We start from the raw sequence: 24,076 nt of genomic DNA, 5'->3' as shown, positions 1-24,076 counted from the left end.
TTCTATTAATATAATTAAGCAAATGGAAAGTCAAGATCATAATCAACTGATCGCGCTGATAACGGGCGCTAATCAGGGTGTAGGGAATGAAATTGCTAAAGCACTTGCCGCTAACGGCTATATTGTTTATTTGGGTTCCCGTAGCCTGGAGAACGGCGAAAAGGCAGCCGCCGAGATTGGCGATAATGCAAAAGCGGTTCAACTGGATGTCACACAGCAGGAAAGTATCAATGCGGCGGTAGCTAAAATAACCAGTGAATATGGACGCCTGGACCTGCTGGTGAATAACGCAGGTATCTCTCACGCAGGAACATCTCCCAAAAACCCGGAAGAGTTAATGGCCACCGGCCGTGCCGTTAACGTATCGCTGGATGAGGTACGCGCTGTTTGGGAAACCAACGTTTTCGGTGTGATCGCTGTAACCCAGAAGGCGTTGCCCTTACTGCGAAAATCGGCAGCAGCACGCATCGTTAACGTATCCAGCGGCCTTGGCTCCCTTACCTGGATCTCCGATCCGGAATGCTGGGCACGTGAACATTTCGGCATCGTCTACGCTGCATCTAAGACTGCTTTAAATGCGGTAACCCTGGCTTTTGCCTTAGAGTTGGAGAAAGAGGGGATCAAGGTAAACGCGACCAGCCCAGGTTATACAGCTACTGCGCTCAATAATTTCCAGGGAACAGATAGCCTGGAAGTAGGTTCGCGTGAGCCAGTACGCGTCGCACTAGAAACAGATGGCCCGACAGGCGGATTTACCGGCCCGGAAGGAAAACTGCCCTGGTAATTCGATTAATCGCTATTACCTGACGCTTAAATGACCGGCGGCTGAGGCTGTTGCCGGTCATATTAAGTAATTTTAGCTATGAAAATAGAAAAGCCTAAAATCGCTAAAGTAGAATCGATTAAAGAGGTTCACCGTATGCTGAATCTCCCAGGGCCTAAGCATCCGTTGATCACCTTGTTTGATACACGCGACGAACGGATCAATTTAAGCTGCTTACCGGTCAGTTACGTGACCTCTCTGTACAAGATATCCTTTATTGAAAAGCTGGGCGGCAAGTTTAGATACGGGCAGGGCTATTATGATTTTGACGAAGGCAGTATGGTATTCACCGCACCTAACCAGGTGGTTGGCAGCACAGCCGTATATAAAGGAAATGAAGGTTATTCGTTGATCTTTCATCAGGATTTTTTGCAAGGTTTTCCCTTAGCTGCCAAGATCAGGCAGTATGGTTTTTTCTCATATTCATCAAACGAAGCGCTTCACCTTTCTGAACAGGAAAGAAAGACCGTTTCATCCATTTTTAAGATCATTGAAGAAGAGTTGAACAGCCGCATCGACGATTTCAGCCAGGAGGTGGTGATTGCGCAGATCGAATTGCTTTTGACGTACGCCAAACGCTTTTACAAACGTCAGTTCCTGACGAGACAGGCCGCCACCAGCGACCTGCTTCAGCGGTTCGAAGCGGCACTCAACAGTTATTTCCAAAAAGAAATGCCAACAAAAAGAGGGTTGCCTACCGTTCAGCACATGGCGGATCGATTAAACTACACACCAAATTACCTGAGTGATATGTTGCGCTCGCTTACCGGGCTTAGCGCACAACAGCACATCCAGGAGCAACTGATCGAGAGATCTAAAGAATTACTTGCAACATCTACATTGAGCATTAGCCAGGTCGCCTATCGATTGGGATTCGGGCATCCGCAATCGTTTAGCCGCCTTTTTAAGACCAAAACGCAGCTGTCGCCTGCTCAATTCAAATCTTCATTGAATTGATTAAACTTACTATCTATTAGCTAAATCACCGAAAATTTCCATACATAAGCGCGGGCAGGAATTTACTTTTGCCTGTGCAAATTTGAACGGTCACGGTGTATCCGGGTTAAGGAAAATTACATGAACGGTTTTTGCGTAAGCGAAATACTGGCTGATCAGAGCTGGCCTTGGGTTTTTTCGCCGTGGATGCTAAGCAAGTCCGACAGTATTTCAGAATAAGAGTTGCTCAAAAGGTTGACCAAATTGCACCAGAACTTAATTGTTTTAATGGTTTCGTCGGATGGGGCTAGCGCCCCAGACCTTTGTATGGGGTTAAATGAAGACAAGGGTTTAATGATATCTATTTTATGACAGGTGGATTTAAGACAGCCAGGTAGAGATTGGATATTCTACCATGGAGGTGCAAAGCGTACGGGTGTATAGGTAAGCGGTAGCGGGAAAGCTTGACCGTTCCGCTGACTTTTCAGATCAACGCCTCCGCAAGTCAGACGGACGTGATGAGGTGAAAGCATAAAATGTATCGCTAAATGATGCAACACTGGCATACCCCACTTCAAAAGCAATATCAGCGATAGGTTTTTGTGTTTTAACAATCATCTCTATCGCCGTTATCATACGCAGGCTCTTAACATATTGTAAAAAAGAAATACGTAATTGCGACTGAAACAGGCGCGATAACGACCGCTCGCTCATGGCAAAATGTCCGCTTACATCAGCTATAACTAATTTTTCGCTTATATGGCTTTCTAAATAATTCATGATCTTTTGCATTAGCTCATGTTCAGTTTTGGGCAACATAATAGGCAACGACCTTTTGTTTAAGTCGGGCAGCATATTCTTCAGCGCTACCAGGAAATCGAAATTACGATCGCCAATGCCTATATGGAGTTCGTCCCAACGCTCGGTATAATTGATCATTTGGATCAGCAACTCGCTAGCCGGATAAATACCCAGTTTGCCATAAAATTCGTTCGCGTCGTCGTTGGTGGAATAAAAATAAAGTGACCTTAAAGCTGTTGCGAAAACACCCACCCGAAGTTCATGTATCAGGCCCTGCGGAATCCAGAAGTAGTGCCTTGCAGGCACTACATAGGTTTTGTTTTGTGTAGTGATGTAAGCCAGACCGCCCTCAACGTAGCTTAACTGGCCCTTGGTATGGGTATGAAAAGGGATTAACTTCTCTGATCTTTCATGCATCACAAAAACCGAATCCGGCTTATTATCAATTTCGGGGAGGGAAGCTATTAATCCAATCTTCGTCATTAGAATATCATCGCAATTCAAAGTTAATAAAAATTGGCCGGAATGATGAAAATATTGGCAACTTAGGCGAAAGCGAACAGTTGTGAGAGGCATATTTTTGCAACAAATATGTACTACAGTAAAATATTGATCGCATTTGCTGGTTTGTTAACCGCCAATAGCGCATATAGCCAGTCTAAAAACACTGCCTTCCTTACATTGCCGGAGGCCTGGCGCAAAGCCGAACAAAACAGCAGGCAGATTGAGATTACCAGAAAAGCCAATTTGATTGCTGACGAGGAGATTAAAGACGCAATAATGGAACGGTTGCCCGAAGTAAGTTTGCTTGGCAGCATTGAAAAGGCAACCAATATGCCCATTTATGAAAATGGCCTTTTTTCTTCGCACACGCAGGAACACGAAATTATACACACTTTATACAAAGCGGGGGCCGATTTTTATCTGAACCTTTATAATGGCAATAAGCTTAACCTTAAAATTGAAGAGAATAAGCTATTGTACCAGATTGCGGTTATCCATAATAACGAAGCGATCTCTGTCATCAGGTATAAAACGGCCGCGCTGTATCTTGATCTTCAAAAGGCCTTGGTCTTCAGGAAACTGATCATTAAGGATATTGCCGATCAGGAAAAGCAATTGTTGGAGATAAAAGCCCTTCAAAAAAATGGGGTGGTCTTAAAAAGCGATGTGCTGCGTGTTGAACTGGATCTTTCCAGGCGTAAGATGGCTTTGGTAACCATAGAGAATGATATTCTTATCGCTACACAGAAACTAAACATCATTATGGGCGAACCGGATGAAAGTGTGATCATCCCCACAGAGTTCGATTCAGTTGACGTGCAAGAATTGCCTTATGAAAAATACCTCGTCGACGCAATGGAACATTCCTTTGCGTACCATATTTCTGAAAAGCAAACGCAGGTTAGTAAACTGCATCTTAGCCAGGTAAAAGCCAACTACCAGCCAAAGGTTGGGCTTTACAGCGATTTTTCATACGCTAACCCGCAAATATTCCTATTTCCTTACAATCCTGCCTGGTACTCGCTTGGTGTTGCCGGTATCAGGGCTACTATGCCGCTATCGCAACTTTATCAAAACAGGCATAAAGTGAACTCGGCTAAACTGGAGCTTGATAAAGAAGAAACCACTCATAAAGACATTGAGGACAAAGTACGGCAACAGGTTAAAGAGGCTTACTTACGATATAAGGAATCGCTGGTGCAAATTGGTGTGGCCGAGGTTGATGTGGCCCATGCACAGGAAAATGCCCGCATTATTAAAAATACATATTTCAATCAAACTTCATTAATTACAGACTTGCTTGATGCCGATGTGCAGGTGCTGCAAACGCGCTTTGAGCTGGCAACCGCACGTATTGTGGCTCAAAACAAATATTATCTACTTCAAAACATCACCGGCGTACTTTAATATGAAAAAAAGCATATAGTAACAGATCGAATTATTACCAAGATAACCGGTTGGATAGCCGGCCTTACCATTATAGCCCTGGCAATTTGGGCCGTATTTACTCTTTGGGAGTATCGTGAGTATGAGCAAACTAATGACGCACAGGTACAGGAGTACGTAAACCCTGTTATATCGCGTGCGGGAGGTTTTATAGTGGCCGTAAAGTTTGAAGAGAACCAGCCGGTAAAAAAGGGAGATACCTTATTAATTATAGATAACCGGGAGTACACTTTACAAGTTGCGCAGACCCGGGCAGCTATACAAAAAGCCGAGGCACAGTTAGAGGTATTAAAAAGTAACATACACACCACGCAAAAAACTGCCGGTTCTGCTAAAGCTCAAATTAAAGCAAGCGCTGCAAAAGTTTGGAAACAGCGGCTTGACTTTGAACGTTATTTGCGCCTTTATAAAGAGGAGTCAGCTACTAAACAACAGCTTGAAAATGTTCAGGCTACCCTGGATGTAAACAATAGCGATTTCCAGTCGGCAGAGGAAAACTACGGAGCCGCAGAATCAAAAATAGACGATATTATAGCAGAAAAGACGGTATTAAGGGCAGAAATTGCACGTTTAAAAGCTTTGCTTGACCGCAACATGCTTGATGTTGAATATACCGTTATCAGGGCTTCATATGATGGAAGAATGGGACGTCGTACGGTAGAGGTTGGTCAAATGATTAATGCTGGCGAAGTGCTGGCCTATATAGTTGATAACGAAACTGACAAATGGGTGATAGCCAATTACAAAGAAACCCAGATTGCCGGCATGCATATAGGTGATACCGTAAAATTTGTTGCCGACGCATTTCCGGACCAGGAGTTTAAGGGCACTATCATTTCATTGTCGCCCGCGACCGGTTCCAGCTTCTCGTTGCTGCCTCCGGATAACTCTACCGGTAACTATGTGAAAATTGTTCAGCGTGTGCCGGTACGTATCAGGGTCGATGCTGAAAAAAGCAGCTGGCCATGCTTAGAGTGGGTATGAATGTTAATGTTTACGTTCCAAAAAAACAGCAGCGCCATGGATAGGGGGATTCCAATTTTTAGACGCTGGGTTCCGGGCTGGGCTATTAAGATCATACTGTTTTCACTTATCCTGCCCACGCTGGTGCTTTTTTCTGCCATTTGGAAACATCAATGCGGCAGCAGGCTATTATGGCAGCGAACCGGCAGATATACAATTTGCGGTAGCTTTGTTTTATGCCGGGTATATAGCCTTTTACAGCCTTGAACGGCGATTCTTTAACTTCCTGGCAGCAAAAGAATATTTTATCATTTTTACCATGTTGGAGTTGCTGACAACACTGGTATGTTATTTAACCAATGATCTTTATATATTATTCCCGATCCGTTTTTTCCAGGGGATGTTGTTCTCCAGTACAGTAAATCTGTCTTTATCCCTCATGTTTACCCGCCTGCACAGCGAAAGGGCCCGCGAAATAAGCTTCTCGGTTTTTTCGGAATGCTGATATGTATTCTGCCCTTTACCAATTTGGTTACCGCCGATTTGATAGACTCTTATAATTTTAACCTGGTTTACAAGGGCGCATTGTTCTCTTACCTGCCATGCTTGTGCCTTATCATGCTGTGTATGAATAACGTAAGGTTGAACGCCCGCTTTCACTTATACAAACTCGACTGGCAGAGTTTTGTGTTTTGGAGCATCATGCTCACTTTGCTGGGGTATATTAGTATTTATGGGCAGGAATATTATTGGTTGGATGATGCCCGCATTTACTATAGCGTTGCCGCTATGATAGTTAGCACGCTGATTTACATTGTACGCCAAAGAGGTTTAAAAAGACCATATCTGCATCTGGGTATATTTCGCTTTCGCAATTTTAAGTTCGCGGCCTTTCTCATCTTAATACTTTATATATGTCGGTTTGCGGTTAATATCACCAATTCATTTTTTACAGGTGTGCTTAAGCTTGATCCTATTCACGTAAGCTATATAAACAGTTGCAACCTGGGCGGCCTCATAATTGGTATTATAATTTCCGGTGCTATGATCCTGCAGAAAAAAATATCAGGTTTATCTGGTTTCCGGGCTTTATATTATTGCTGGCTTTTCACGTCATTATGTTCTTTTTGTTTGCTACAGAGGCAAATGAAAAGAACTTTTACGCTCCGCTTTTTATGCAGGGGATAGGCGTGGGGATGATCATGGTACCCACTATTGTGTATGCCATCTCTGCAGTGCCTGTTGCAATTGGCCCGTCAGCAACTTCGATATGTTCAACTATGGGGTATGTTGGCTTCTGTGTTAGTGCTGCGATCATCAATTTTTGCGAGCTCTACGAAAAAAGCCGGCATTACAATGCATTTCAGGACCATCTAACAAAAGTTGACCGGTTTGCATTGCACGCGCTGGCCACGCGTGGGACCGAACTGTTGTCAAAGGGTCTCTCGTTAAAGCAAGCCAGTAAAGGCGCAAACAAGCAATTGGTAGGCGCCGTTAATCAGCAAATCCAAATCAGGTTCGCTATGGATTATTACGAGATGATGTCAATGATGTTGGTCGCAACCTTGCTGCTTATTGCTTTATTCCCTTATCTAAATCGTACAGCAGTTTACCTGCGTTCGCGCCGGCTTGTACCTGCATAATCTAATTATTTAATATTAAACAACAAATGAAATATATAACCCTGTTGGCTATTATCATCGTCAGTATAACTGCATGCCAAAAAGATAACCAAAACTTTAAATTAAAAACGGTTACCATAAACGCCTACACAAACAAAAACTCCGGCTTGCAGCATGTTTACGTCAGGATTGTTGACGCCGCAGATCAGCAGCGAGTTATCGGTAAATCTGCTTCATATCCGTCAAACCTGCCATTGCCTGTTACGCTGGGTATAACTTCGAGCCTCAAACAAGCGCTATATAAACAAACATGTATAGTGCAGTTGTGGGCCGACTCTACAGGTTTGATTAGTTCGCAAAAAATGAATATGGATAGTTATAAAATCATCTTTCCGTTAGAGATGGATGTCAAAAATAAAGACATGGATGTTACGTTATCAGGCAACTGGGACTAAGCATTAACAATACCTATATTTATAAAAAACAATGAATACCATGATGTCTGATCCATCTGATGAAGCGATCGTATATTTTATATTTTCAACCAATCATGGTGTTAAAGCCACTCTGATTAACGGGTACGACACGTTCAGCAAATCGCTTACAGAAGGATTGGTCAATGAGTTAAAAGAAAAACGCAACAAGAACATATAGCCATGGTTGCTTGTTATTTAAAAACTACCTCCCAATTGCTTACTAAGCGCCCTTCATCATCTCCATCCCTAATGATGAGGTCTCGGTTAAATTAAAATCAGGAGGCAGTCCGTTGCCGTTATCACTAATAAGTAAGGCGATGGTTTCTGGTGCCGACAGCTTCACATTAACAAGTATTTCTCATCCGGTTTTATTAAATGTATATCTGATACTATTGGTGATAGCTTCGTTTAATATCAGGCCTATAGGTACCGCCTGCGATATATCCAGATTCATCTGGTCTAAATTCTTTTAAAATTGATTTTTTGGTGCCCGCAATCATAGCAGGTGTAGAGATATCTAACTAAGTCGGTGATGTAGTCGGCCATAACAATAGTTGCTACAGTTCGTGCGTAATTACAACCATGCCCATATTTCCATCGCATACGGCGTAGTGATATTCGGTTTAAAAATGATCTATGTTCTGGGCGACCTGATGTTCTGGCGCGCGCGCCGTGTAGATGAATAAGGTTTGATACGGAGGCGAATCGGCCGTCCAACTTGTAGATCCTGTTTAAAAAAGTGCCTTGAAGCAGTTCAGGCAATTGGCTTTAATTCAACAGCGTCTTTTTAAAATCTTTCGGAGTTTGGCCCACCTCTTTCCTGAACAGCCGGGAAAAGTAAGACATGTTCTCAAACCCGAGAGAATAGGCAATTTCTGAAACATGGTCGTCAGATTCCCGCAACCGGTTTTTAGCGACCGAGATGAGCGCAATATGGATCAGTTCCTGCGCGGTTTTCCCGGTCTCCAACTTCAGCGCATTACTGAGGTAACGTGGCGACATGTTCAGCTCGGCGGCGAGTGCGGATACTGAGGGCAGCCCCTCTTTCATCAATTTGTCCTGGCGGATGAAATCGTCCAGCAGCCTTTGGAAAGCCGAAACCGTTTTGCCGCTTAATTCCCGGCGGTTGATAAACTGCCGTTTATAAAAACGCTCAGCGTACTTCAATAAGGAATCGATATTGACCAGTATAATGTTCCGGCTAAACTCGTCCTGGTTATTATCGTATTCTGTATCGATCGATTCGAAGAGACGCATGATGATTTTTTCTTCTTTGGGCGCCAGGTGTAAGGCTTCATCCGCTTCATAGTCAAAAAAGGCATACCGACCGATCTCGCGCTGCAGGGCGCTGCCCAATAAAAAGTCTTCATGGAACAACAGGATATAGCCGCCTTCTTCCAGCTCCAGGTTATTTATTTCGATAACCTGGCGGGGTTTCCAGAACACCATCGAGCCTTTTTCGTGATCGAAGCGTGTGCGCCCGTAAAGCCAGTGCCCGGCTTTGATATTTTTCAGGCCGATCATGTAAAAATCACAGGTGAATTCCCGGAAGTTCAGGACCAGGCCGGGCGTAATCTCCAGCAGGCTAAGCATGGGGTGCTCCGGTTCTGGCAGGCCATTCTCGCTGTGCATCTCGCTTAGTGAGCGGAAGTGTTTCATGAAGACTAATTTAAAAAAGATCAGGCACTATATTGTGTTAAATGATAATCAATATGGATCAGCACCAATTTACCCCATTGTCTGCGAGTCAGCCTGCCGAACAGGGGATGCGGCCCCCAGGCTTCGGTTGGCGTGATCCAGGCTTTGTCCAGGATATCCAACAACAGCTTTTGCTCCTGCTCAAAATAAAATTGCTCGTAATGGGGTATCACAAAATTCAGGGGCATACGCAGTCCCCGCGACTGCTCAGGAAAGAAGTCCACCAGTAACCATTTGAATATCGTACGACTGAGCCCGTAACTCTCATCCCAAAGGCTGAAATAACCCAATGCCCCGCCCAGCGAAAGGTTGAGGTGGTGCAACATCTGCGTTGCAGCCATCGTCCCCCACACCCGTTCAGATCGGGCTCAGGCCTTGCACCCGCCGCCGGATCTCCGTCTGCTTTTGCGGGCTGTAAAACAATAGCCCGTCTACCTGTAGCGTAATAATAGTTTTGGGCAGATAACGAAGGGTGGCGATAACGTAAAGCCATAGTTCCTTGTTGATGAGGTTACGTTTTATGGCAGGCAATTCAGGCGGTGAGTTCAGTAGGTGTGCATTTACCGGCCCAGGCTTCGATTTCCTGGCTAACTTTATCACGGTTGCTGCGGTAAGTTTGCAGGGAGTCCTTTCCGACCGGTAAATGAAGCGGCGGATTTTCAGTGTTCGCCAGTTCCAGTACCACCTGCGCCAGTTTGGCGGGGTCGCCGGGTTGGTGCAGTGCAGTGCTTCCGGTACAGCCTTCATCTGGCCTGCCGTGGTAGTCTGGTAGTCGGAGATCGACTCTTTGGTCAGAGAATAACTCTGGGCATTCAGGAACTGTGTGCGGAACAGGCCGGGTGCCCGGGCGGTAACCTTGATGTTAAAGGGAGCGAGTTCCAGCGCCAGGCCTTCGGATAAGCCTTCAACAGCGTATTTGGTTTGTCTCCATACCAGCAGGTGAGCCTTGGTGTCAGGTATTCCTTATCCCAAAGTTTTTGTGTTGTTTGTTTCCAGGGTGTTTCCCTGATCAGTTTTTCTAACAGCCAGTCACCCGTTGTCGGATCAATTAAACCGGGCTGGTATTCCAGCAAATCCTTAGGCAATCCTTTACTTTGCCCGGTTTCGGCAAATAATGTCAATTGTTCCATCACTAAATCCTTTCCACATAAGTCGTTATAAAATGGGCCAATTGTTCCTGTTCTCCTGGTTGCAGTACATCGCCGTCGTAGATCCAGTAACCCTTCGCGTCAAATAAAATACGGCCCATGTAAACGGGCGGCTGATCATAAGCCGTATAGATCTCATAGCATTGTACAGCGTGCTTTTGCCCTGTATTTGGTACAATTTTCACCACTTCCCGTGAACCATCGCGGTATTTAAGCCAGGCTTTAACCTCGCTTTTTAAATACGTTTTGACCAACAATTCCTGCATTTGAAATTTTTTCTCAAAGATATATAAAATACTAATATTTTTAGCATTAAATTTGTACTCCCTATTTGGTACAAACACGATGGAAACGGCAAATGACCGAAAAACACTGATTAACAGCCTGCAAAAGAATATTTTGCAATGGGAGGGCTATAGGCCACCGCCTACAGGTACACAGGGGCTGGTAGGCCTGGGGGCAGTGGAAACAGCTTTCCCCAACGGCGTTTTTCCTTTAGGTACAGTGCATGAACTGGTTTGCAGTACCACCGAACAGGCTACTGCTTCCAGCGGATTGATTAGCGGCCTGCTCTCGGTGTTTATGCAAAATGGCGGGGCCTGTTTATGGATCAGCCTCACCGGAAACATCTTCCCACCGGCGTTAAGCGGCTTTGGTATAGAACCCAGCCGCTTGATCTTTATCCGGGTGACCAAAGACCAGGAAGCCTTATGGGTGATGGAAGAAGCGCTGAAATGCGCAGGGCTTGCCGCAGTTGTGGCAGAAGCGCGGGAACTGGATTTTAAACAATCGCGCAGGCTTCAGCTGGCTGTTGAGCAAAGTCACGTTACCGGGTTTGTGCTGCGTAATGCCGTTAAAAAGATCGGTTCAACGGCTTGCGCTGCCCGGTGGCAGGTGAAATCTTTGCCGAGCGAGCCGGTTGACGATTTGCCTGGTCTTGGTTTTCCGCGCTGGGAGGTAGAACTACTACGTGTCCGTAACGGGCATCCGGGTACCTGGATCATAGAATGGGCAGAAGGTAAATTCAAACAGGTGGAAAAAGAGCAAACAGCTAAACCATTTAAACGGAAAGCGGGGTGAGTTATGCAGCACAGGTATATGGCTATTTGGTTTCGTCACCTGGTGACAGACTGGCTGACACTCCGGCAGCCGGAATTAAAAGATCAGCCCTTTGTGCTGGTTGTGCCCGAACATAACCGTATGATTGTCAGGGCGGCTAATCCCGAAGCCGAAGCACAAGGTGTTCGTGCAGGGATGCCGGCAGCAGATGCCAAAGCGATTACCACTAATTTACAGGTTATTGATTTTCCGTTGGGCCAGGAAAGTAAGCTGCTCCGGCATTTGGGTTTATGGTGCATCCGCTATACGCCGGTTGTGGCTATTGACCTGCCCGATGGTTTGACCCTTGATATTTCCGGCTGTGCACATCTATGGGGTGGTGAAAAAGGATATTTAAAAACCGTTGTACTTAAATTAAGGGGTATGGGCTACGATGCACGGGCTGCTATTGCCGATACTGTTGGCGCAGCCTGGGCTATTGCCCGGTATGGTAAAATCAGGCCCATCATTGAAAGCGGTGGGCAGGCGGAAGCCATTGCCGGCCTTTCTCCGGCCGCCCTCAGGTTGGAACCGGCAATACTGGACAAACTGTATAAACTCGGCTTCCGGTATGTTAAAAGTTTTATGACCATGCCACGTACCGTGCTGCGTAGGCGTTTTGGTGAAGGCTTTTTGTTAAGGCTTGCCCAGGCTTTGGGTACTACTGATGAATACCTGGCCCCGATTATCCCGCCCGTGCCTTATGTTGAGCGGCTGCCCTGCCTGGAGCCGGTACGAACGGATAAAGCCATAGAAATTGGCATTGAAAAACTATTGCAAGGCCTATGTAGCCGCTTGCAAGCTGAAGGAAAAGGTGTGCGTAAGGTCGTGCTGAAATGTTTCCGGATTGATGGTAAAATGGTACAAGCGGGGATAACAACCACGCGTGGCTCACATAGTGTTTCCCATTTATTCAAGCTCTTTGGTTTACAGATCAGCAAGATTGAACCTGCTTTGGGTATTGAGCTGTTTCTGCTGGAAGCACAAAAAGTAGAAGATATCGACCCCTTGCAGGAAAAGCTATGGCTGGGGGATCCGGGCTTGCAGGATACCGCACTGGCCGAACTGCTTGACCGGATTGCCGGAAAGATCGGCCCCGAAAGGATTATGCGTTACCTGCCTGCCGAGCATTACTGGCCCGAACGTTCCATCCGGCCCGCTCTTTCACTCAAAGATATCTCGCTGGCCGGCTGGCGGGCTGACAAGCCAAGACCAATACGCTTGCTCAGCAAACCGGAAGCCATTGAAGTTATGGCTTTATTGCCGGATTATCCGCCAAAAATATTTATCTATAAGGGTAAGCGCCATGTTGTGGACAAAGCAGACGGCCCGGAACGTATTGAACGGGAATGGTGGCTGGACAAAGGTGAGCACCGCGACTATTATATGGTGGAGGATGAGCATGGGGGCCGTTATTGGCTGTTCCGTTCGGGGCATTATGATAGCGGAGGTGCCCAATGGTATTTACACGGATTTTTTGCCTGATGATGAAATACGCGGAATTATATTGTACCTCCAATTTCAGCTTCCTGCGCGGTGGATCTCACCCGGAGGAACTGGTTGAGCAGGCTGTGGTTCATGGTTATACGGCCATAGCGGTTACCGACCGGAATAGCCTGGCCGGTATTGTCCGGGCGCATATTGCCGCAAAAAAACTACCTGTACAATTTATTCCCGCTTGTCGCCTGGACTTGCTGGATGGGCCGGGCCTGCTGGCTTATCCTACTGACATTGCTGCTTACGGCCGGCTTTCGGCCTTGCTCACCAGGGGTAATCTGCGTGCTGAAAAAGGTGAATGCCATTTATATAAAGCAGATGTGTATGAACACCGGGAAGGCATCCTGTTTATCATCATTCCGCCCGATGAGCTCAACGCGCGGTTTGATTTTACCGGTGAGTTTAAAACAGCAGTAGCAGAATATAAACAAGCTTTCGGGAATGCCTTATACATGGCTGCCCTACGTTCTTACAGCGGCGATGATGCCAAACGGCTGCACAGGTTAGCCGGCATGGGTATACCTTTGACTGCTGCTGGTGATGTGCATTATCATGAACCGAACAGGAGGGAACTACAGGATGTATTGACCTGTATCCGGGAGAAATGCACTATCAACAACGCAGGGTACCGGCTGCATCAGAATGCGGAACGCTACCTGAAACCTATTGAAGAAATACACCGGATCTTCAGGCAATATCCGGAAGCAATTGAAAATGCGCTTGCTATTGCCGAAGCCTGTACTTTTTCGCTGGACGAATTAAAATACATCGAGCCTGAAGAAAAGATCTTTGACGGATTAACGCCACAGGAAAGGTTAAAAAAATACACATGGGAAGGTGCACATGAACGTTATGGTGAGTATATACCGCCTAAGATAGGTAAGCAGATAGATTTTGAACTGGCCTTTATCGAAAAGCGCAGGCTGGCGCCTTATTTTCTCCGCGTATATAAATACACCCGGAAAGCAGAAGAGCTCGAAATCTTGCACCAGGGCAGGGGTTCTGCAGCCAATTCAACGGTATGTTATTGTTTGCGCATTACGGCAGTCGACCCGATGAAGTCACGTTTGCTTTTTTCCCGTTTCATGTCAGATGCACGCGAGGAATGGCCTGACATCGATGTGGATTTCGAGCATGAACGCCGCGAGGAAATCATCCAGTATATTTATGAGGATTATGGCCGGGAACACGCGGCTATTGTAGCTACCGTTACGCAGGAGCGGCATAAAGGAGCAATTCGTGATGTGGGCAAGGCGATGGGCTTATCTGAAGATACGATTAAACGTATCGGTGGTACGATATGGGATTTCAGTGAAGAAGGTTTTGATGAAAAGCGTTTACAGGAACAGGGGCTTAACCCGGGCGATCCATTGATATACAAAGTACTGGAGTTGACGACACTGCTGATGGGTTTCCCGCGGCAATTGGGTCAGCATACCGGTGGCTTTGTTATTACCGATAACAAACTATCCGACCTGTGCCCTGTGCTCAATGCCCGCATGGAGAACCGAACCCAACTGGAATGGAACAAAGATGACCTGGAAGCGTTGGGCATTTTGAAAGTGGATGTTTTAGGATTGGGTATGCTCACCATGATCCGCAAAGCATTTGACCTGATAAAACAACATTATGGCCGAAAACTTACCTTAGCCAATATCCCGCAGGACGACCCCAAAGTTTATGAAATGATAGGTCATGCGGATACACTTGGGGTATTCCAGATTGAGAGCCGGGCGCAAATGTCTATGCTGCCAAGACTGATGCCCCAATGTTTTTATGACCTCGTGATCGAGGTGGCTATTGTGCGGCCCGGCCCCATACAGGGTGATATGGTGCATCCTTACCTGCGCAGGCGTAATGGCGAAGAACAGGTAGTGTATCCATCCACGGAACTGGAAGATATTTTAGGCCGGACTTTAGGTGTTCCGCTTTTTCAGGAACAAGCGATGGAGATCGCTATTGTTGCCGCAGGCTTTACACCGGCCGAGGCTGATGAGCTGCGCCGGAGCATGGCGACTTTTAAAGCGAATGGCAAGTTATACCTGTACGAAAAGAAACTGGTGGAGGGTATGGTGGCGCGTGGTTATGAGGAAGATTTTTCGAGGCGGGTGTTTAAGCAGTTACAAGGTTTTGAGGGGTATGGTTTCCCCGAGAGCCATGCCGCTTCTTTTGCGTTGCTGGTTTATATATCTTCCTGGCTGAAGTATTATTATCCGGATGCTTTTGCCGCTGCTTTGCTCAATAGCCAGCCGATGGGCTTTTATCAGCCCGCTGAGATCGTGGACGATGCGCGCGGGCATGGCGTTTTTGTTCGTGGCGTGGATATTAACTACTCGGCCTGGGATCATTCGCTGGAAGAACAGGCCGGAAAATATAAGATATTACGCTTAGGTTTCCGGTTGGTGAAAGGGCTAAAAGAAGAAGAAATGAATATCCTGGTTGAGAATGCACCTTATCAACATATTATCGATTTGTCAAATGTCGGGATTTCGCAGGCAGCTTTGGAGAAACTGGCTGATGCGGATGCATTCCGCTCTATCGGCCTCGACCGCAGGCAGGCGCTTTGGGAAGTAGCTGCTTTAGGTGATCGCCCCGTGGCATTGCTGGAAAGCTTGCCTTCGGCCAGCGCAGGTGAGCAAATTGAATTACCACTAATGACCGCGGGTGAGCACGTGGTACAGGATTTCGCTTCCACCGGTTTATCCATTAAAGCGCACCCGGTAAGTTTTGTGCGGGAAGATTTGAACCGGCTGCAGGTTATGCCACTCAACCGGATCCAATCGTTGAAGAATGGCGAAAAAATTCGTGTTGCCGGGATGATCACCGTGCGGCAGCGGCCGGGGACGGCCAAAGGTGTGGTATTCGTAACCATCAAAGATGAAACCGGCTTTGCCAATCTTGTGGTTTGGGGTAAGTTTTTTGACAAATACCGCAAAGAGATCGTTCAGTCGCAACTGCTCCTGGTAGATGGGCATTTACAGGTTGAGGGCGAAGTGATCCATGTGGTGGTACGCCGCTGTTATAATCTCAATTCTTTATTGGGTAAACTAACGGCTGTACCTGATGAACAGCCTTCTTTGCTGAGCTTGTCCAGGGGGATGAAACCTCGATGCCTTCACCTGATCCGCGAAATATCCCCAATAAGAGTGCTTTTCATAAGGGCAGGAATTTTCATTGATGAAGAGCGTATCATTAATAAGGCTTTTAATAAACTCGAAAGGCAGTTTATAATTGTCTTACTATGCCTGTAAAAGGGATATGGTAAGGTTTATCCGATCAAAGGAATTGCAATACCAATTGCTCCCATTCCTCTTCCAAAGAAAGGTTGGGGCGTACTTGCCGCGCTTTGCTATACCAGTAATCAGCATTTCCAATATCACCTTCTTTACGGTGCAAATAGGCATGTACCCAAGCCGATGCCTGATCTGTCAGATGATCAACCTGTGCATGAGCCTGATGCCAGTCACCTTTACCATCAAACCAAAGGCTTTTTAGCTGTGCAGAGAGTCCGTTAACAGGTTGTTCTAAATTTAATGATGCTTTAAATTCTGTTAAAGTTGTCATTGGTATTAGTTTTTTACAATAAACGTAATTGGTACATCGGACTTTTATCAATACATAGTTCGATCCGTTACCGGCATTAATTATTGCGTAGTGGTAAAGATCCTAAATTAATCGGAAAATTAATGGGGATGTATTATTTATCAAAGATAGGCCGGTTTACAATTTCTGATGTAAAAGTATAAACAGTGTATTACCGCGTTGTGCGATAACGCAATTTTTGTTTTTAGCAGAAAAAAGAAAAACAGTGCAACTAAAATCTTAATGCCGGCGTCTTATGGTTATTAAAGCCTGATCATATGTTAAAAAACTACTTAAAGATTACCTGGCGCAACCTCTTACGTCAAAAAACATTCTCCCTGATCAATATCCTCGGATTGACAATAGGCATGGCCAGCGCAGCGCTGATTTTGTTGTGGATCCAGAATGAGGTTAGCTATGATCAGTTCCATGAAAAACGGGAACGTCTTTACTCTGTATATAACCGCTCTAAATTTGACGGTAAATTATGGAGCTGGGAAACCACGCCTAAAATCATGGGTAAGGTTATGAAAGCGGAGTTGCCCCAACTGGAAAAAGTAGCCAGGGTAACTGATGCCAGTTTTTTGTTTAGCATTGGCGATAAACGTTTGACTGCAACAGGCGATTTTACTGATCCGGATTTTCTTTCCATGTTTAGTTTTCCATTAATTAATGGAGACCCCAAGACCGCTTTGAACGATCTTCATAGCATAGTTATCACTGAAAAGTTTTCAAAGAAACTTTTCGGAGAGGAAAATGCGCTCGGCAAAACAGTTAAAATAGATAGTAACGCTTATTTTAAAGTGACGGGGGTGATGAAAGACCTCCCGAATAATACCCGGTTTGATTTTGAATACCTTATTCCCTGGTCATATCTAAAAAAGATAGGGCAGGATGATGAATACTGGGGCAATAACTCCATCCAAACGTTTGTTCTTTTAAAACCCGGCGTAACGGAAGCTCATGCTGATGCCGCTGTATTAAACTTTACCAGGAACCATTCCGATACCAAGGATATTCAGCAGTTTTTGCACCCCGCAACCAAATGGCACCTGTATTCGCAGTTTAAGGATGGGGTGATAGTTGGTGGGAGAATTGAACGTGTCAGGGTATTTTCACTGATCGCTGTACTGATCCTCGTTATTGCTTGTATAAATTTCATGAATTTAAGTACGGCCAGGAGCGAGACGCGTGCAAGGGAGGTAGGCATCCGTAAAACTGTAGGCGCATTAAGGGGCTCGTTAATCTGGCAGTTTTTAGGTGAATCTGTTTTGATCGCACTTATTGCCGGCATTTTTGCCATCGTCATCGTACAAATCAGTATGTCGGGTTTCAACCAGCTTACCCAAAAGCAATTATATGTACCATATAGTAATCCCTACTTTTGGCTCACCGCAATTGGATTTATACTGGTAACCGGTATAATTTCAGGAAGTTATCCCGCATTGTACCTGTCGTCATTCAAGCCTGTAGCTGTACTGAAAGGTACTTTTAAGGCGGCAAATGCTTTGGTTACACCGCGTAAATTGCTGGTGGTCATTCAGTTTACTTTTGCGGTGGTATTGATCATTTGTACCATCATTATCCGCCAGCAATTACAATACGCCCAGGACAGGGATACGGGGTATAAGAAAGATAACCTTGTTTACACATTTATGTCCGGCGAGATCTCGAAGCACTATCAATCCATCAGAAATGAATTGCTTTCCAGTGGTGCTGCAACTTCTGTGTCCAGAACAAATTCGCCTATAACCCAGCGATACAGCGATAGCTGGGGTTTTAACTGGCCAGGTTCACAGCCCAAGAACAAGGTTGATTTTATTATTTACACTTCGGACGGAAACCTTATTAAAACCATGGGCCTTAAGCTTGTTGCAGGCAGGGATATCGACCCGGTAAACTACCCGACAGATTCAACCGCCATGCTGGTGAATGAGGCTTCGGTGAAGATCATGAACCTGAAAGATCCGGTTGGTAAATTAGTTACCCAGGGCGAGGGTAAAGACATCAAAACATGGCATATTGTTGGAGTTATCAAAGACTTTATTATCAGCTCGCCTTATGAACCTGTACAACATATGCTGATTGAAGGCCCCAGTTCCTGGTTCAATATCATTCACTACAAGCTTAATAACGCTAATTCGACAAAAGAAAACCTGCGTCGCGCTGAAGCTATATTTAAGAAATACAACCCGGATTACCCGTTTGAATATAGTTTTGTTGACCAGGAGTACGCCAAGAAGTTTGGCGATGAGCAGCGTATCGGGACTTTGGCCAGCCTGTTTGCCGGATTGACAATCGTTATATCCTGTCTCGGACTTTTTGGGCTGGCGGCTTACATGGCGCAAAACCGTATCAAAGAAATCGGCATCAGAAAAGTGCTTGGCGCATCTGTTGCCAGCGTGACCACATTGCTTTCCAGGGATTTTCTGAAGCTGGTCATAATCTCATTTTGCATCGCTGCGCCAATAGCGTGGTATTTAATGTTCCAATGGTTGAAAGGATACAGTTACCGGATTTCCATTAATATCTGGGTATTTGTAATCGCCGCCGCGCTGACATTGCTGATTTCTGTTTTGACAGTAAGCTACCAGGCAATCAAGGCTGCATTAACAAATCCGGTGAAAAGTTTGAAAGGGGAATAACACCTTCATTACGGGTTGCTGTATTCTCATTACCATAAAGACAATAGTAACTGCCCGGTGAAGGCCTGTTTTAAATCTACTGCCCCCAAAAAGTTAGGTGCTATTTGGGGGCGTTTTTATGCATAAAACAGAAGTGATCGCTTCTGCTAAGCCCAAAATGTTAGTTGGATTCTCAGCTTTATAATCAATCCCAATCAACAACGAGATCTACACGGCCAAGCCAGTACGATGGATAATTACAAGGTCGGTTTACCGGTTTGGTTAACCAAGCCTGGCGAATGCCAGCCTTAATTACCGCTTCGGCAAGCTGAAAGAAGCGGTTAAGAAAAACAAACAGGGTATCAGTAATGATGATGTTCAGGGAGCGCCTTCGGGGAACTAAGAGCATTTAACGAATACAAACAGGCGGAGGGGGCCGCCTGTTTGTTGATAATCTTTCCGTATTCCAGGTTCGGTTTTAGTTATCTAATAACCTGCGCAGATCGCCCGCACTGATCTCCTGTACCGGCCGGAATGTATTCCCGGCCGCATAATGTAACAGGCTGTATCGGAGCTGCCTTGCCGCTGCCCGTTCCGTTAATTGGCTATGAAGATCCATTGTACAAATAATTAAGCTCCCCGAACCAACCTTGAATTCAACCAGCGTTGCCAGGTTACGGTTCCTGAAAAAGTTATCGATCACCCGGACTATCGGCGTTGCAGGAGTTCCTAATTTATCAAGTATCAGCGACCGGGAACGGGTCACCAGGTCCCACCATTGCCAATCCGTATAAAAGTCTGTAGGGAAATCAGCCAGGGCGTTACTTTTCTTGTCGATGAGCAGGCCCATACTGCCTGGTTGATCGGGGAAGTGGACCGGGCTCCAGAAAACAGGAGCGAAACGGCCGTCGATACCTTTAACGTTGGCGGTATCCGGATTAAGCAATACTTTTCGCCCCGCTTGCAGATAACTAAGGGCACTGTCGATGGATGTAGTAAAGATAACGTTACTAAAAGATTCCGGCTTTTTATCTGGGTAAACCCAAATTTTCCAGTGATTAGTATAACCGGTATTGGCAATGCTCACAGTGATCTGTAATTCACAAGCCCGGTCGATTTTGCTGAGATCTATCGAGAAACTTCCCGCAGAAGCGTTGCCAATGGCAATAGACTGCCGGCCAAGCGAACCACGGAGATTGAAGTGCTTATCTGATGAAATTGCTGACCAGAGAACTTCGCCATTTATTTGCCGGTCGCTATAGTTGGCAATTTCGGCAGCAGCATTAAAATGCTCATTATTGCTGTAGGCAGCTTTTTCAAGACGGATCAATGGCACCACTGGCCCACAGAATTTGCTAAAATCAGTCGACAGAAACCAATCCTTTACTATCCCAGAAAGCATTTAAAATCCCAACGAGTGCTGTTCCCTGTCCCGGAAAATCATGAAGGTCAAGCAATTGAAACCCGCCAACACCTTTGGTTTTCAACGCGCGTTCAATTTCTTCTTTGTAAAGCTGAACAGCCAGTGTTCCGCTGGCTTTAAGATAATCGGGGGCTAATCCAAGCATTCCTTTTTTGCGGAGGTTGTTCCGTACCGCCTCAAAGTTAGATGGCCGCAGAACCCCTGTATACTTTTTTATTTCTTCAAGATCCGGATAAACAGAATACTGGCCCACTTCGTGAATAATAAGGGGCACCGTTGTCCCTTCCAGCGCTTTACTGTAATCTGTCTTAAAATCGGGCGGATTAGTGTTGAAAATACCCTGTCCCCGTACCCATCCTTTTTCCGTGTACTGGGTAATAAAATAATCATCGGCAGGGTCCGGATTTTTGCCATGCCCTTTTTGAAAACTGAAGGTGGTTGTGGTGTATAAATGCCGGTTGTCTTCCTGCTTTAACTTACGCACCATTTTCTCCAGCCATCCAAAATCCCCTCCAGTTCATTACCCATGCTCCAAAAACAAAATGAAGGGTGGTTACCATAATTCCGGATAATATTTTCGGCTTCCTGTTCCAGGTAAGTCAATGTTTTTGGGTCTTTGCCCACAGTTAGTGCCCATAGCGGCAGCTCAACATGCAGGTAAAAACCCAGCGAGTCGGCCACCTGAAATGCTGCTTCGGGCGGGCACCATGAATGAAAGCGAAGATGGTTCAGCCCGTAAGCTTTAGCGGTTTTAAACACCTTCAGCCAGCCGGCTGTATTCATTGGCGGGTGGCCTTCCAGCGGAAAAATATTGCATTCAAGCGTACCGCGCAGAAAAAGCGGACGGCCATTGATACGAAGCTCGTTCCCGGTCGCGTTAATATCCCTGAAGCCAAAACTTTGAGTCCTGGCATCCAAAACTTGTCCCTTGCTGTCAATTACTTCCGTGCGAAGACTGTATAGGTGCGGATGAAATTCGTCCCATGATTGCGCCTCCGGAACCTGGAGGCTAATTTCCTCCTGATTATGTTGAATAACAGTTGGGCTTGTTTGTTTAACGATCTTTTTTCCGGAAAGGAGGAAAGCCCGCAGATAAGTATCGCCACTATGGGAACCGCCCAGGCTGATAGCCGCCTTTACGCTGTGATTGGCCAGCGAGGAGTATACCTGTATCTGGTTAATAACTTGTTTGCCTATGTCGATCAGCTGCATCTTTCCGATAACGCCGTTCCAAATGATCTGTGTACCGTCGGTGTAGGCATGGGCAAAGTCATTTACGCTGATATCATGCTGCTTGCGATTGTCTACACGAATGGTGATCACATGTTTGCCTGCTGCCAGAGGGCCTAATTTGAAAGCTTGTGGTGCAATCAGGCTTTCCTGTGTCCCGGCTGTTTTGCCATCTATCCAACAATCGGTTTTCCAGATCACCCGTTCAAGCGACAGCAGGGCGTTGGCCATCCGGCTGGTTAGATTTATGCTGCGCTGATACCAAACGGCACCGGTGTACCTGTGTTTTCTGGACAGATGCAGCATGATGTCCTTGCTCAGCACAGTTGTATCCACCTTTACAGGCGCTCCGATACCGGCGTCATCTAAGGTGCCAGGCAGCCATATGCTGTTAGTAAATTGCTGTTGCTGCCATTTCTGATTCAAACCTTTGTCGAGCGAATCGAGTCTGTACAGCCATTTGCCGGCAACCGGGATTGGTTTAACCTGCGCCGAAATGGTGGAACTTGCTACCAGCGCCGTGAGCAAGAAAAATGTTTTTTTTAAAGAATACTGCATCATTGATAGTGAGCGGTTAAAGTAGTAACAGAACGGGGCTCAAGTGTTATTGTCCCGACGGGAGTTGTTGATTTTTTAAGATTTTTGAGAGCTGTTGTGGTGTACATATCAAATGTATTTCCGGCCAATTGTGAACCACCCGGATCAACCGTGTATTGTTTGCTTTCGGTACTCATATTTATCAGCACAATAACCAATTGTTTTGAAGCGGGATCTTTGTATGCGGAAACCATTTGTGTTCCTGTTGCCAGTACAGCATCGGTAACATCACTTAATGCTGCATTTACGCGGATCATCCCCGGTCTGATAAACCGTGAATAATTTCCCAAACACCACAATTGTTTTGAATCACTAACCAGGCCATTTGTTTTCATGCTGTTCAGGTCATATCCACCAGATGGGTCGTTAATGTATACAAGCCCGTCACTATAATTATAAGTATCAACGGCAAGCCACCACTGCCATGAAGTTACATTGGCCACCGTAAGGTCATGATGAATAACTTTGGCCACATACAAGCCGTAATCAATACCGGTATTTTTCGGGTAACCATTTAACTGACCACAAATATCGCCTAATATACCAAACTCTGACTGCCAAAGATGAAGACTTGGGTCAACAGCCTTTTGCTTATCTGCTGCGTGTTGCCGGTAACTGATCAAATCGGCGCCCGGACAGGTAGTAAAATAACTGTGTGCTGATAGTAAGTGCTCCATCGAGGGGACATCGCCTATATAATTAGCGGAGCTTTTGTTAAAGAACTGGTTGAGCTGATCGCCGCGACCATCGCTGTTGTTAGCATCCAGCGAATTCCATTGATTGGCTTCACCAAGACATATCGTAGTTGCTAAGCCGGCAGCTTTCATCTTCGGGCCCAACAGGCGTATAAAGTCTGCAATTTCAGCATTGGTAGCACCAGTGCCTTCCTGCGATGGATTTTCTCCCCAGTTCCACTGAGGTTCATTAAAGGGGCTGAGATAACTAAAAGGGGTACTGCTTGATTCAAAATGCTTTAAAACGCTAACCAGAAAATCTGCAAAAGCATTTTTCTTGCTTTCTGTCAGGTTCAGATGATTGTTAGCTAAACCATAAGCTTTATTATTTTGCGTGAACTGTACCGGTGGCGAAACAGAAAATGCCAGGAAGTTTTTTACACCACGTGCTTTCGCCGCCGACAGGAACCATTGCTGGCCTGCTTGTTTGTTCCAGTTATAATTATTATTTGCATCCAAAAAGCATTCTTCCCGGCGAAACTCATCCGGTATTCCGCTATCCGCACCTTGTTCATAGCTCCCTGCGCCGATGTTGAAGCGCCAAAGCGTAAGGCCAATACCTTTGGGATTGCCCTGTTGGTCGGCTTCCATGCTGAACAGGTAATCAGCAATCTGATTCTTTTTGGTAACATCATTCCACTTTCCGATGAATTTGGTTGTCCAGCAATCAGAGGCACCAAAGCTTTGCATCGTTTGCTGCTCATTTCCCAAATTGATAGTGATGCGGGCCGGGCCGGTATTGCATATATTAACGCCATTAACGATGCAACCGTCGTCTCCTTTTTTAATTCCTGTTTTTTTAGCGCAGCTGAATGAGTTTGATACCCCCAGCATTACCATGAACAGCAGTGCTGATCGCAAATTTATTTTCATA

General features: G+C 45.8%; 25 protein-coding genes. 11 read left to right on the top strand and 14 right to left on the bottom strand.

The genetic code is table 11. From position 1 onward, the window contains the following. Window positions 1-22 precede the first annotated feature (22 nt). Together ACQ86K_RS15450 and ACQ86K_RS15445 are read left to right on the top strand one after the other, a co-directional pair. Window positions 23-784, top strand: coding sequence for an SDR family NAD(P)-dependent oxidoreductase (locus ACQ86K_RS15450; protein ID WP_091163960.1), 762 nt, complete (start codon window positions 23-25; stop codon window positions 782-784). A 78-nt stretch (window positions 785-862) separates the two neighbouring features. Then, window positions 863-1,780, top strand: coding sequence for a helix-turn-helix domain-containing protein (locus tag ACQ86K_RS15445; RefSeq protein WP_091163962.1), 918 nt, complete (start codon window positions 863-865; stop codon window positions 1,778-1,780). 468 nt (window positions 1,781-2,248) lie between these two features. Here ACQ86K_RS15445 and ACQ86K_RS15440 read toward each other — a convergent pair whose 3' ends face one another. After that, entirely contained in the window at window positions 2,249-3,043 is a 795-nt protein-coding gene (locus tag ACQ86K_RS15440; RefSeq protein WP_208057843.1) for an AraC family transcriptional regulator, read from the bottom strand. Window positions 3,044-3,151: 108 nt separating this feature from the next. On the opposite strand from ACQ86K_RS15440, the gene ACQ86K_RS15435 reads away from it, so the two are divergent. Both ACQ86K_RS15435 and ACQ86K_RS15430 read left to right on the top strand, forming a co-directional pair. Further along, window positions 3,152-4,471 carry a TolC family protein gene (locus ACQ86K_RS15435; protein WP_091163964.1) on the top strand — a complete coding sequence of 440 codons (1,320 nt, stop codon included), beginning with the start codon at window positions 3,152-3,154 and terminating at the stop codon, window positions 4,469-4,471. Between the two features lie 15 nt (window positions 4,472-4,486). Next, the gene (locus tag ACQ86K_RS15430) at window positions 4,487-5,494 is read left to right on the top strand and encodes an HlyD family secretion protein (protein ID WP_431200865.1); all 1,008 of its coding nucleotides are present in this window, start codon (window positions 4,487-4,489) and stop codon (window positions 5,492-5,494) included. A gap of 345 nt (window positions 5,495-5,839) precedes the next feature. On the opposite strand, the gene ACQ86K_RS15425 is transcribed toward ACQ86K_RS15430, so the two are convergent. After that, window positions 5,840-6,133 (bottom strand): hypothetical protein, encoded by a 294-nt coding sequence (locus ACQ86K_RS15425; RefSeq protein ID WP_431200684.1) that lies wholly within the window; start codon window positions 6,131-6,133, stop codon window positions 5,840-5,842. 338 nt (window positions 6,134-6,471) lie between these two features. Here ACQ86K_RS15425 and ACQ86K_RS15420 point away from each other — a divergent pair, with 338 nt between their 5' ends. The 3 genes from ACQ86K_RS15420 to ACQ86K_RS15410 are packed head-to-tail and all read left to right on the top strand — an operon-like array spanning window position 6,472 to window position 7,749. Further along, entirely contained in the window at window positions 6,472-7,116 is a 645-nt protein-coding gene (locus ACQ86K_RS15420; protein ID WP_431200683.1) for a hypothetical protein, read from the top strand. Window positions 7,117-7,142: 26 nt separating this feature from the next. Then, window positions 7,143-7,550 carry a hypothetical protein gene (locus ACQ86K_RS15415; protein WP_091163970.1) on the top strand — a complete coding sequence of 136 codons (408 nt, stop codon included), beginning with the start codon at window positions 7,143-7,145 and terminating at the stop codon, window positions 7,548-7,550. A gap of 31 nt (window positions 7,551-7,581) precedes the next feature. Continuing rightward, entirely contained in the window at window positions 7,582-7,749 is a 168-nt protein-coding gene (locus ACQ86K_RS15410) for a hypothetical protein (RefSeq protein WP_176844394.1), read from the top strand. Window positions 7,750-7,791: 42 nt separating this feature from the next. Here ACQ86K_RS15410 and ACQ86K_RS15405 read toward each other — a convergent pair whose 3' ends face one another. The 6 genes from ACQ86K_RS15405 to ACQ86K_RS15380 all read right to left on the bottom strand — a co-directional run bounded on the left by ACQ86K_RS15405 (window position 7,792) and on the right by ACQ86K_RS15380 (window position 10,683). Continuing rightward, window positions 7,792-7,914, bottom strand: coding sequence for a hypothetical protein (locus ACQ86K_RS15405; RefSeq protein ID WP_431200682.1), 123 nt, complete (start codon window positions 7,912-7,914; stop codon window positions 7,792-7,794). Window positions 7,915-8,339: 425 nt separating this feature from the next. Further along, a complete protein-coding gene (locus ACQ86K_RS15400; protein WP_091163972.1) occupies window positions 8,340-9,230 on the bottom strand; it encodes a helix-turn-helix domain-containing protein in 891 nt (296 codons plus the stop codon). Window positions 9,231-9,250: 20 nt separating this feature from the next. Next, complete coding sequence (locus tag ACQ86K_RS15395) at window positions 9,251-9,610, bottom strand: DUF1569 domain-containing protein (protein WP_091163976.1); 360 nt, start codon at window positions 9,608-9,610, stop codon at window positions 9,251-9,253. A 16-nt stretch (window positions 9,611-9,626) separates the two neighbouring features. Continuing rightward, the gene (locus ACQ86K_RS15390) at window positions 9,627-10,016 is read right to left on the bottom strand and encodes a hypothetical protein (protein ID WP_091163979.1); all 390 of its coding nucleotides are present in this window, start codon (window positions 10,014-10,016) and stop codon (window positions 9,627-9,629) included. A 65-nt stretch (window positions 10,017-10,081) separates the two neighbouring features. After that, on the bottom strand, window positions 10,082-10,399 hold the full coding sequence (locus ACQ86K_RS15385; RefSeq protein WP_091163981.1) for a hypothetical protein: 318 nt from the start codon (window positions 10,397-10,399) through the stop codon (window positions 10,082-10,084). Between the two features lie 2 nt (window positions 10,400-10,401). Then, window positions 10,402-10,683 carry a hypothetical protein gene (locus ACQ86K_RS15380; RefSeq protein ID WP_143020710.1) on the bottom strand — a complete coding sequence of 94 codons (282 nt, stop codon included), beginning with the start codon at window positions 10,681-10,683 and terminating at the stop codon, window positions 10,402-10,404. 79 nt (window positions 10,684-10,762) lie between these two features. Between ACQ86K_RS15380 and ACQ86K_RS15375 the strand changes: the two genes are divergently transcribed. Genes ACQ86K_RS15375 through ACQ86K_RS15365 form a run of 3 tightly spaced genes read left to right on the top strand, consistent with a single transcriptional unit; the run spans window position 10,763 to window position 16,263 of the window. After that, entirely contained in the window at window positions 10,763-11,497 is a 735-nt protein-coding gene (locus tag ACQ86K_RS15375; protein WP_091163986.1) for an ImuA family protein, read from the top strand. An 18-nt stretch (window positions 11,498-11,515) separates the two neighbouring features. Next, window positions 11,516-13,000, top strand: coding sequence for a Y-family DNA polymerase (locus tag ACQ86K_RS15370; protein WP_256337363.1), 1,485 nt, complete (start codon window positions 11,516-11,518; stop codon window positions 12,998-13,000). Further along, a complete protein-coding gene (locus tag ACQ86K_RS15365) occupies window positions 13,000-16,263 on the top strand; it encodes an error-prone DNA polymerase (RefSeq protein ID WP_431200681.1) in 3,264 nt (1,087 codons plus the stop codon). The genes ACQ86K_RS15370 and ACQ86K_RS15365 overlap by 1 nt, the downstream gene beginning before the upstream one ends. Before the next feature lie 25 nt (window positions 16,264-16,288). On the opposite strand, the gene ACQ86K_RS15360 is transcribed toward ACQ86K_RS15365, so the two are convergent. Further along, window positions 16,289-16,576: a hypothetical protein gene (locus ACQ86K_RS15360; protein ID WP_090527483.1), complete on the bottom strand. Its 288-nt coding sequence runs from the start codon at window positions 16,574-16,576 to the stop codon at window positions 16,289-16,291. Window positions 16,577-16,872: 296 nt separating this feature from the next. Here ACQ86K_RS15360 and ACQ86K_RS15355 point away from each other — a divergent pair, with 296 nt between their 5' ends. Further along, complete coding sequence (locus tag ACQ86K_RS15355) at window positions 16,873-19,239, top strand: ABC transporter permease (protein WP_091163994.1); 2,367 nt, start codon at window positions 16,873-16,875, stop codon at window positions 19,237-19,239. Window positions 19,240-19,423: 184 nt separating this feature from the next. Here the strand turns inward: ACQ86K_RS15355 and ACQ86K_RS15350 are convergent, their stop codons facing one another. The 5 genes from ACQ86K_RS15350 to ACQ86K_RS15330 form a co-directional block, all read right to left on the bottom strand. Next, a complete protein-coding gene (locus tag ACQ86K_RS15350; protein WP_431200680.1) occupies window positions 19,424-19,627 on the bottom strand; it encodes a hypothetical protein in 204 nt (67 codons plus the stop codon). A gap of 69 nt (window positions 19,628-19,696) precedes the next feature. Next, window positions 19,697-20,620, bottom strand: a complete 924-nt coding sequence (locus tag ACQ86K_RS15345; protein WP_431200679.1) for a hypothetical protein — start codon at window positions 20,618-20,620, stop codon at window positions 19,697-19,699. Next, a complete protein-coding gene (locus tag ACQ86K_RS15340) occupies window positions 20,580-21,128 on the bottom strand; it encodes a hypothetical protein (RefSeq protein ID WP_431200678.1) in 549 nt (182 codons plus the stop codon). The genes ACQ86K_RS15345 and ACQ86K_RS15340 overlap by 41 nt, the downstream gene beginning before the upstream one ends. Next, complete coding sequence (locus tag ACQ86K_RS15335) at window positions 21,113-22,432, bottom strand: sugar-binding domain-containing protein (RefSeq protein WP_431200677.1); 1,320 nt, start codon at window positions 22,430-22,432, stop codon at window positions 21,113-21,115. Before ACQ86K_RS15335 ends, ACQ86K_RS15340 begins: the two co-directional genes overlap by 16 nt. Then, the gene (locus ACQ86K_RS15330) at window positions 22,429-24,075 is read right to left on the bottom strand and encodes a glycoside hydrolase (RefSeq protein ID WP_431200676.1); all 1,647 of its coding nucleotides are present in this window, start codon (window positions 24,073-24,075) and stop codon (window positions 22,429-22,431) included. Before ACQ86K_RS15330 ends, ACQ86K_RS15335 begins: the two co-directional genes overlap by 4 nt. Window position 24,076: the final 1 nt, after the last annotated feature.

This window comes from Mucilaginibacter sp. P19 (assembly GCF_050632265.1).
Taxonomy (GTDB): Bacteria; Bacteroidota; Bacteroidia; order Sphingobacteriales; family Sphingobacteriaceae; genus Mucilaginibacter; species Mucilaginibacter gossypii.
This window is presented reverse-complemented; position numbering and strand designations above follow the sequence as displayed.

Bases quoted from the DNA above. Each gene is read 5' to 3' on its own strand.
- ACQ86K_RS15400 (WP_091163972.1), bottom strand. From the start codon at position 9,230: ATGAAACACTTCCGCTCACTAAGCGAGATGCACAGCGAGAATGGCCTG.
- ACQ86K_RS15345 (WP_431200679.1), bottom strand. From the start codon at position 20,620: ATGCTTTCTGGGATAGTAAAGGATTGGTTTCTGTCGACTGATTTTAGC.
- ACQ86K_RS15335 (WP_431200677.1), bottom strand. From the start codon at position 22,432: ATGATGCAGTATTCTTTAAAAAAAACATTTTTCTTGCTCACGGCGCTG.
- ACQ86K_RS15375 (WP_091163986.1), top strand. From the start codon at position 10,763: ATGGAAACGGCAAATGACCGAAAAACACTGATTAACAGCCTGCAAAAG.
- ACQ86K_RS15330 (WP_431200676.1), bottom strand. From the start codon at position 24,075: ATGAAAATAAATTTGCGATCAGCACTGCTGTTCATGGTAATGCTGGGG.
- ACQ86K_RS15440 (WP_208057843.1), bottom strand. From the start codon at position 3,043: ATGACGAAGATTGGATTAATAGCTTCCCTCCCCGAAATTGATAATAAG.
- ACQ86K_RS15445 (WP_091163962.1), top strand. From the start codon at position 863: ATGAAAATAGAAAAGCCTAAAATCGCTAAAGTAGAATCGATTAAAGAG.
- ACQ86K_RS15360 (WP_090527483.1), bottom strand. From the start codon at position 16,576: ATGACAACTTTAACAGAATTTAAAGCATCATTAAATTTAGAACAACCT.
- ACQ86K_RS15410 (WP_176844394.1), top strand. From the start codon at position 7,582: ATGAATACCATGATGTCTGATCCATCTGATGAAGCGATCGTATATTTT.
- ACQ86K_RS15365 (WP_431200681.1), top strand. From the start codon at position 13,000: ATGATGAAATACGCGGAATTATATTGTACCTCCAATTTCAGCTTCCTG.
- ACQ86K_RS15355 (WP_091163994.1), top strand. From the start codon at position 16,873: ATGTTAAAAAACTACTTAAAGATTACCTGGCGCAACCTCTTACGTCAA.
- ACQ86K_RS15370 (WP_256337363.1), top strand. From the start codon at position 11,516: ATGGCTATTTGGTTTCGTCACCTGGTGACAGACTGGCTGACACTCCGG.
- ACQ86K_RS15350 (WP_431200680.1), bottom strand. From the start codon at position 19,627: ATGCTCTTAGTTCCCCGAAGGCGCTCCCTGAACATCATCATTACTGAT.
- ACQ86K_RS15415 (WP_091163970.1), top strand. From the start codon at position 7,143: ATGAAATATATAACCCTGTTGGCTATTATCATCGTCAGTATAACTGCA.
- ACQ86K_RS15380 (WP_143020710.1), bottom strand. From the start codon at position 10,683: ATGCAGGAATTGTTGGTCAAAACGTATTTAAAAAGCGAGGTTAAAGCC.
- ACQ86K_RS15385 (WP_091163981.1), bottom strand. From the start codon at position 10,399: ATGGAACAATTGACATTATTTGCCGAAACCGGGCAAAGTAAAGGATTG.
- ACQ86K_RS15390 (WP_091163979.1), bottom strand. From the start codon at position 10,016: ATGAAGGCTGTACCGGAAGCACTGCACTGCACCAACCCGGCGACCCCG.
- ACQ86K_RS15450 (WP_091163960.1), top strand. From the start codon at position 23: ATGGAAAGTCAAGATCATAATCAACTGATCGCGCTGATAACGGGCGCT.
- ACQ86K_RS15395 (WP_091163976.1), bottom strand. From the start codon at position 9,610: ATGGCTGCAACGCAGATGTTGCACCACCTCAACCTTTCGCTGGGCGGG.
- ACQ86K_RS15340 (WP_431200678.1), bottom strand. From the start codon at position 21,128: ATGGTGCGTAAGTTAAAGCAGGAAGACAACCGGCATTTATACACCACA.
- ACQ86K_RS15435 (WP_091163964.1), top strand. From the start codon at position 3,152: ATGTACTACAGTAAAATATTGATCGCATTTGCTGGTTTGTTAACCGCC.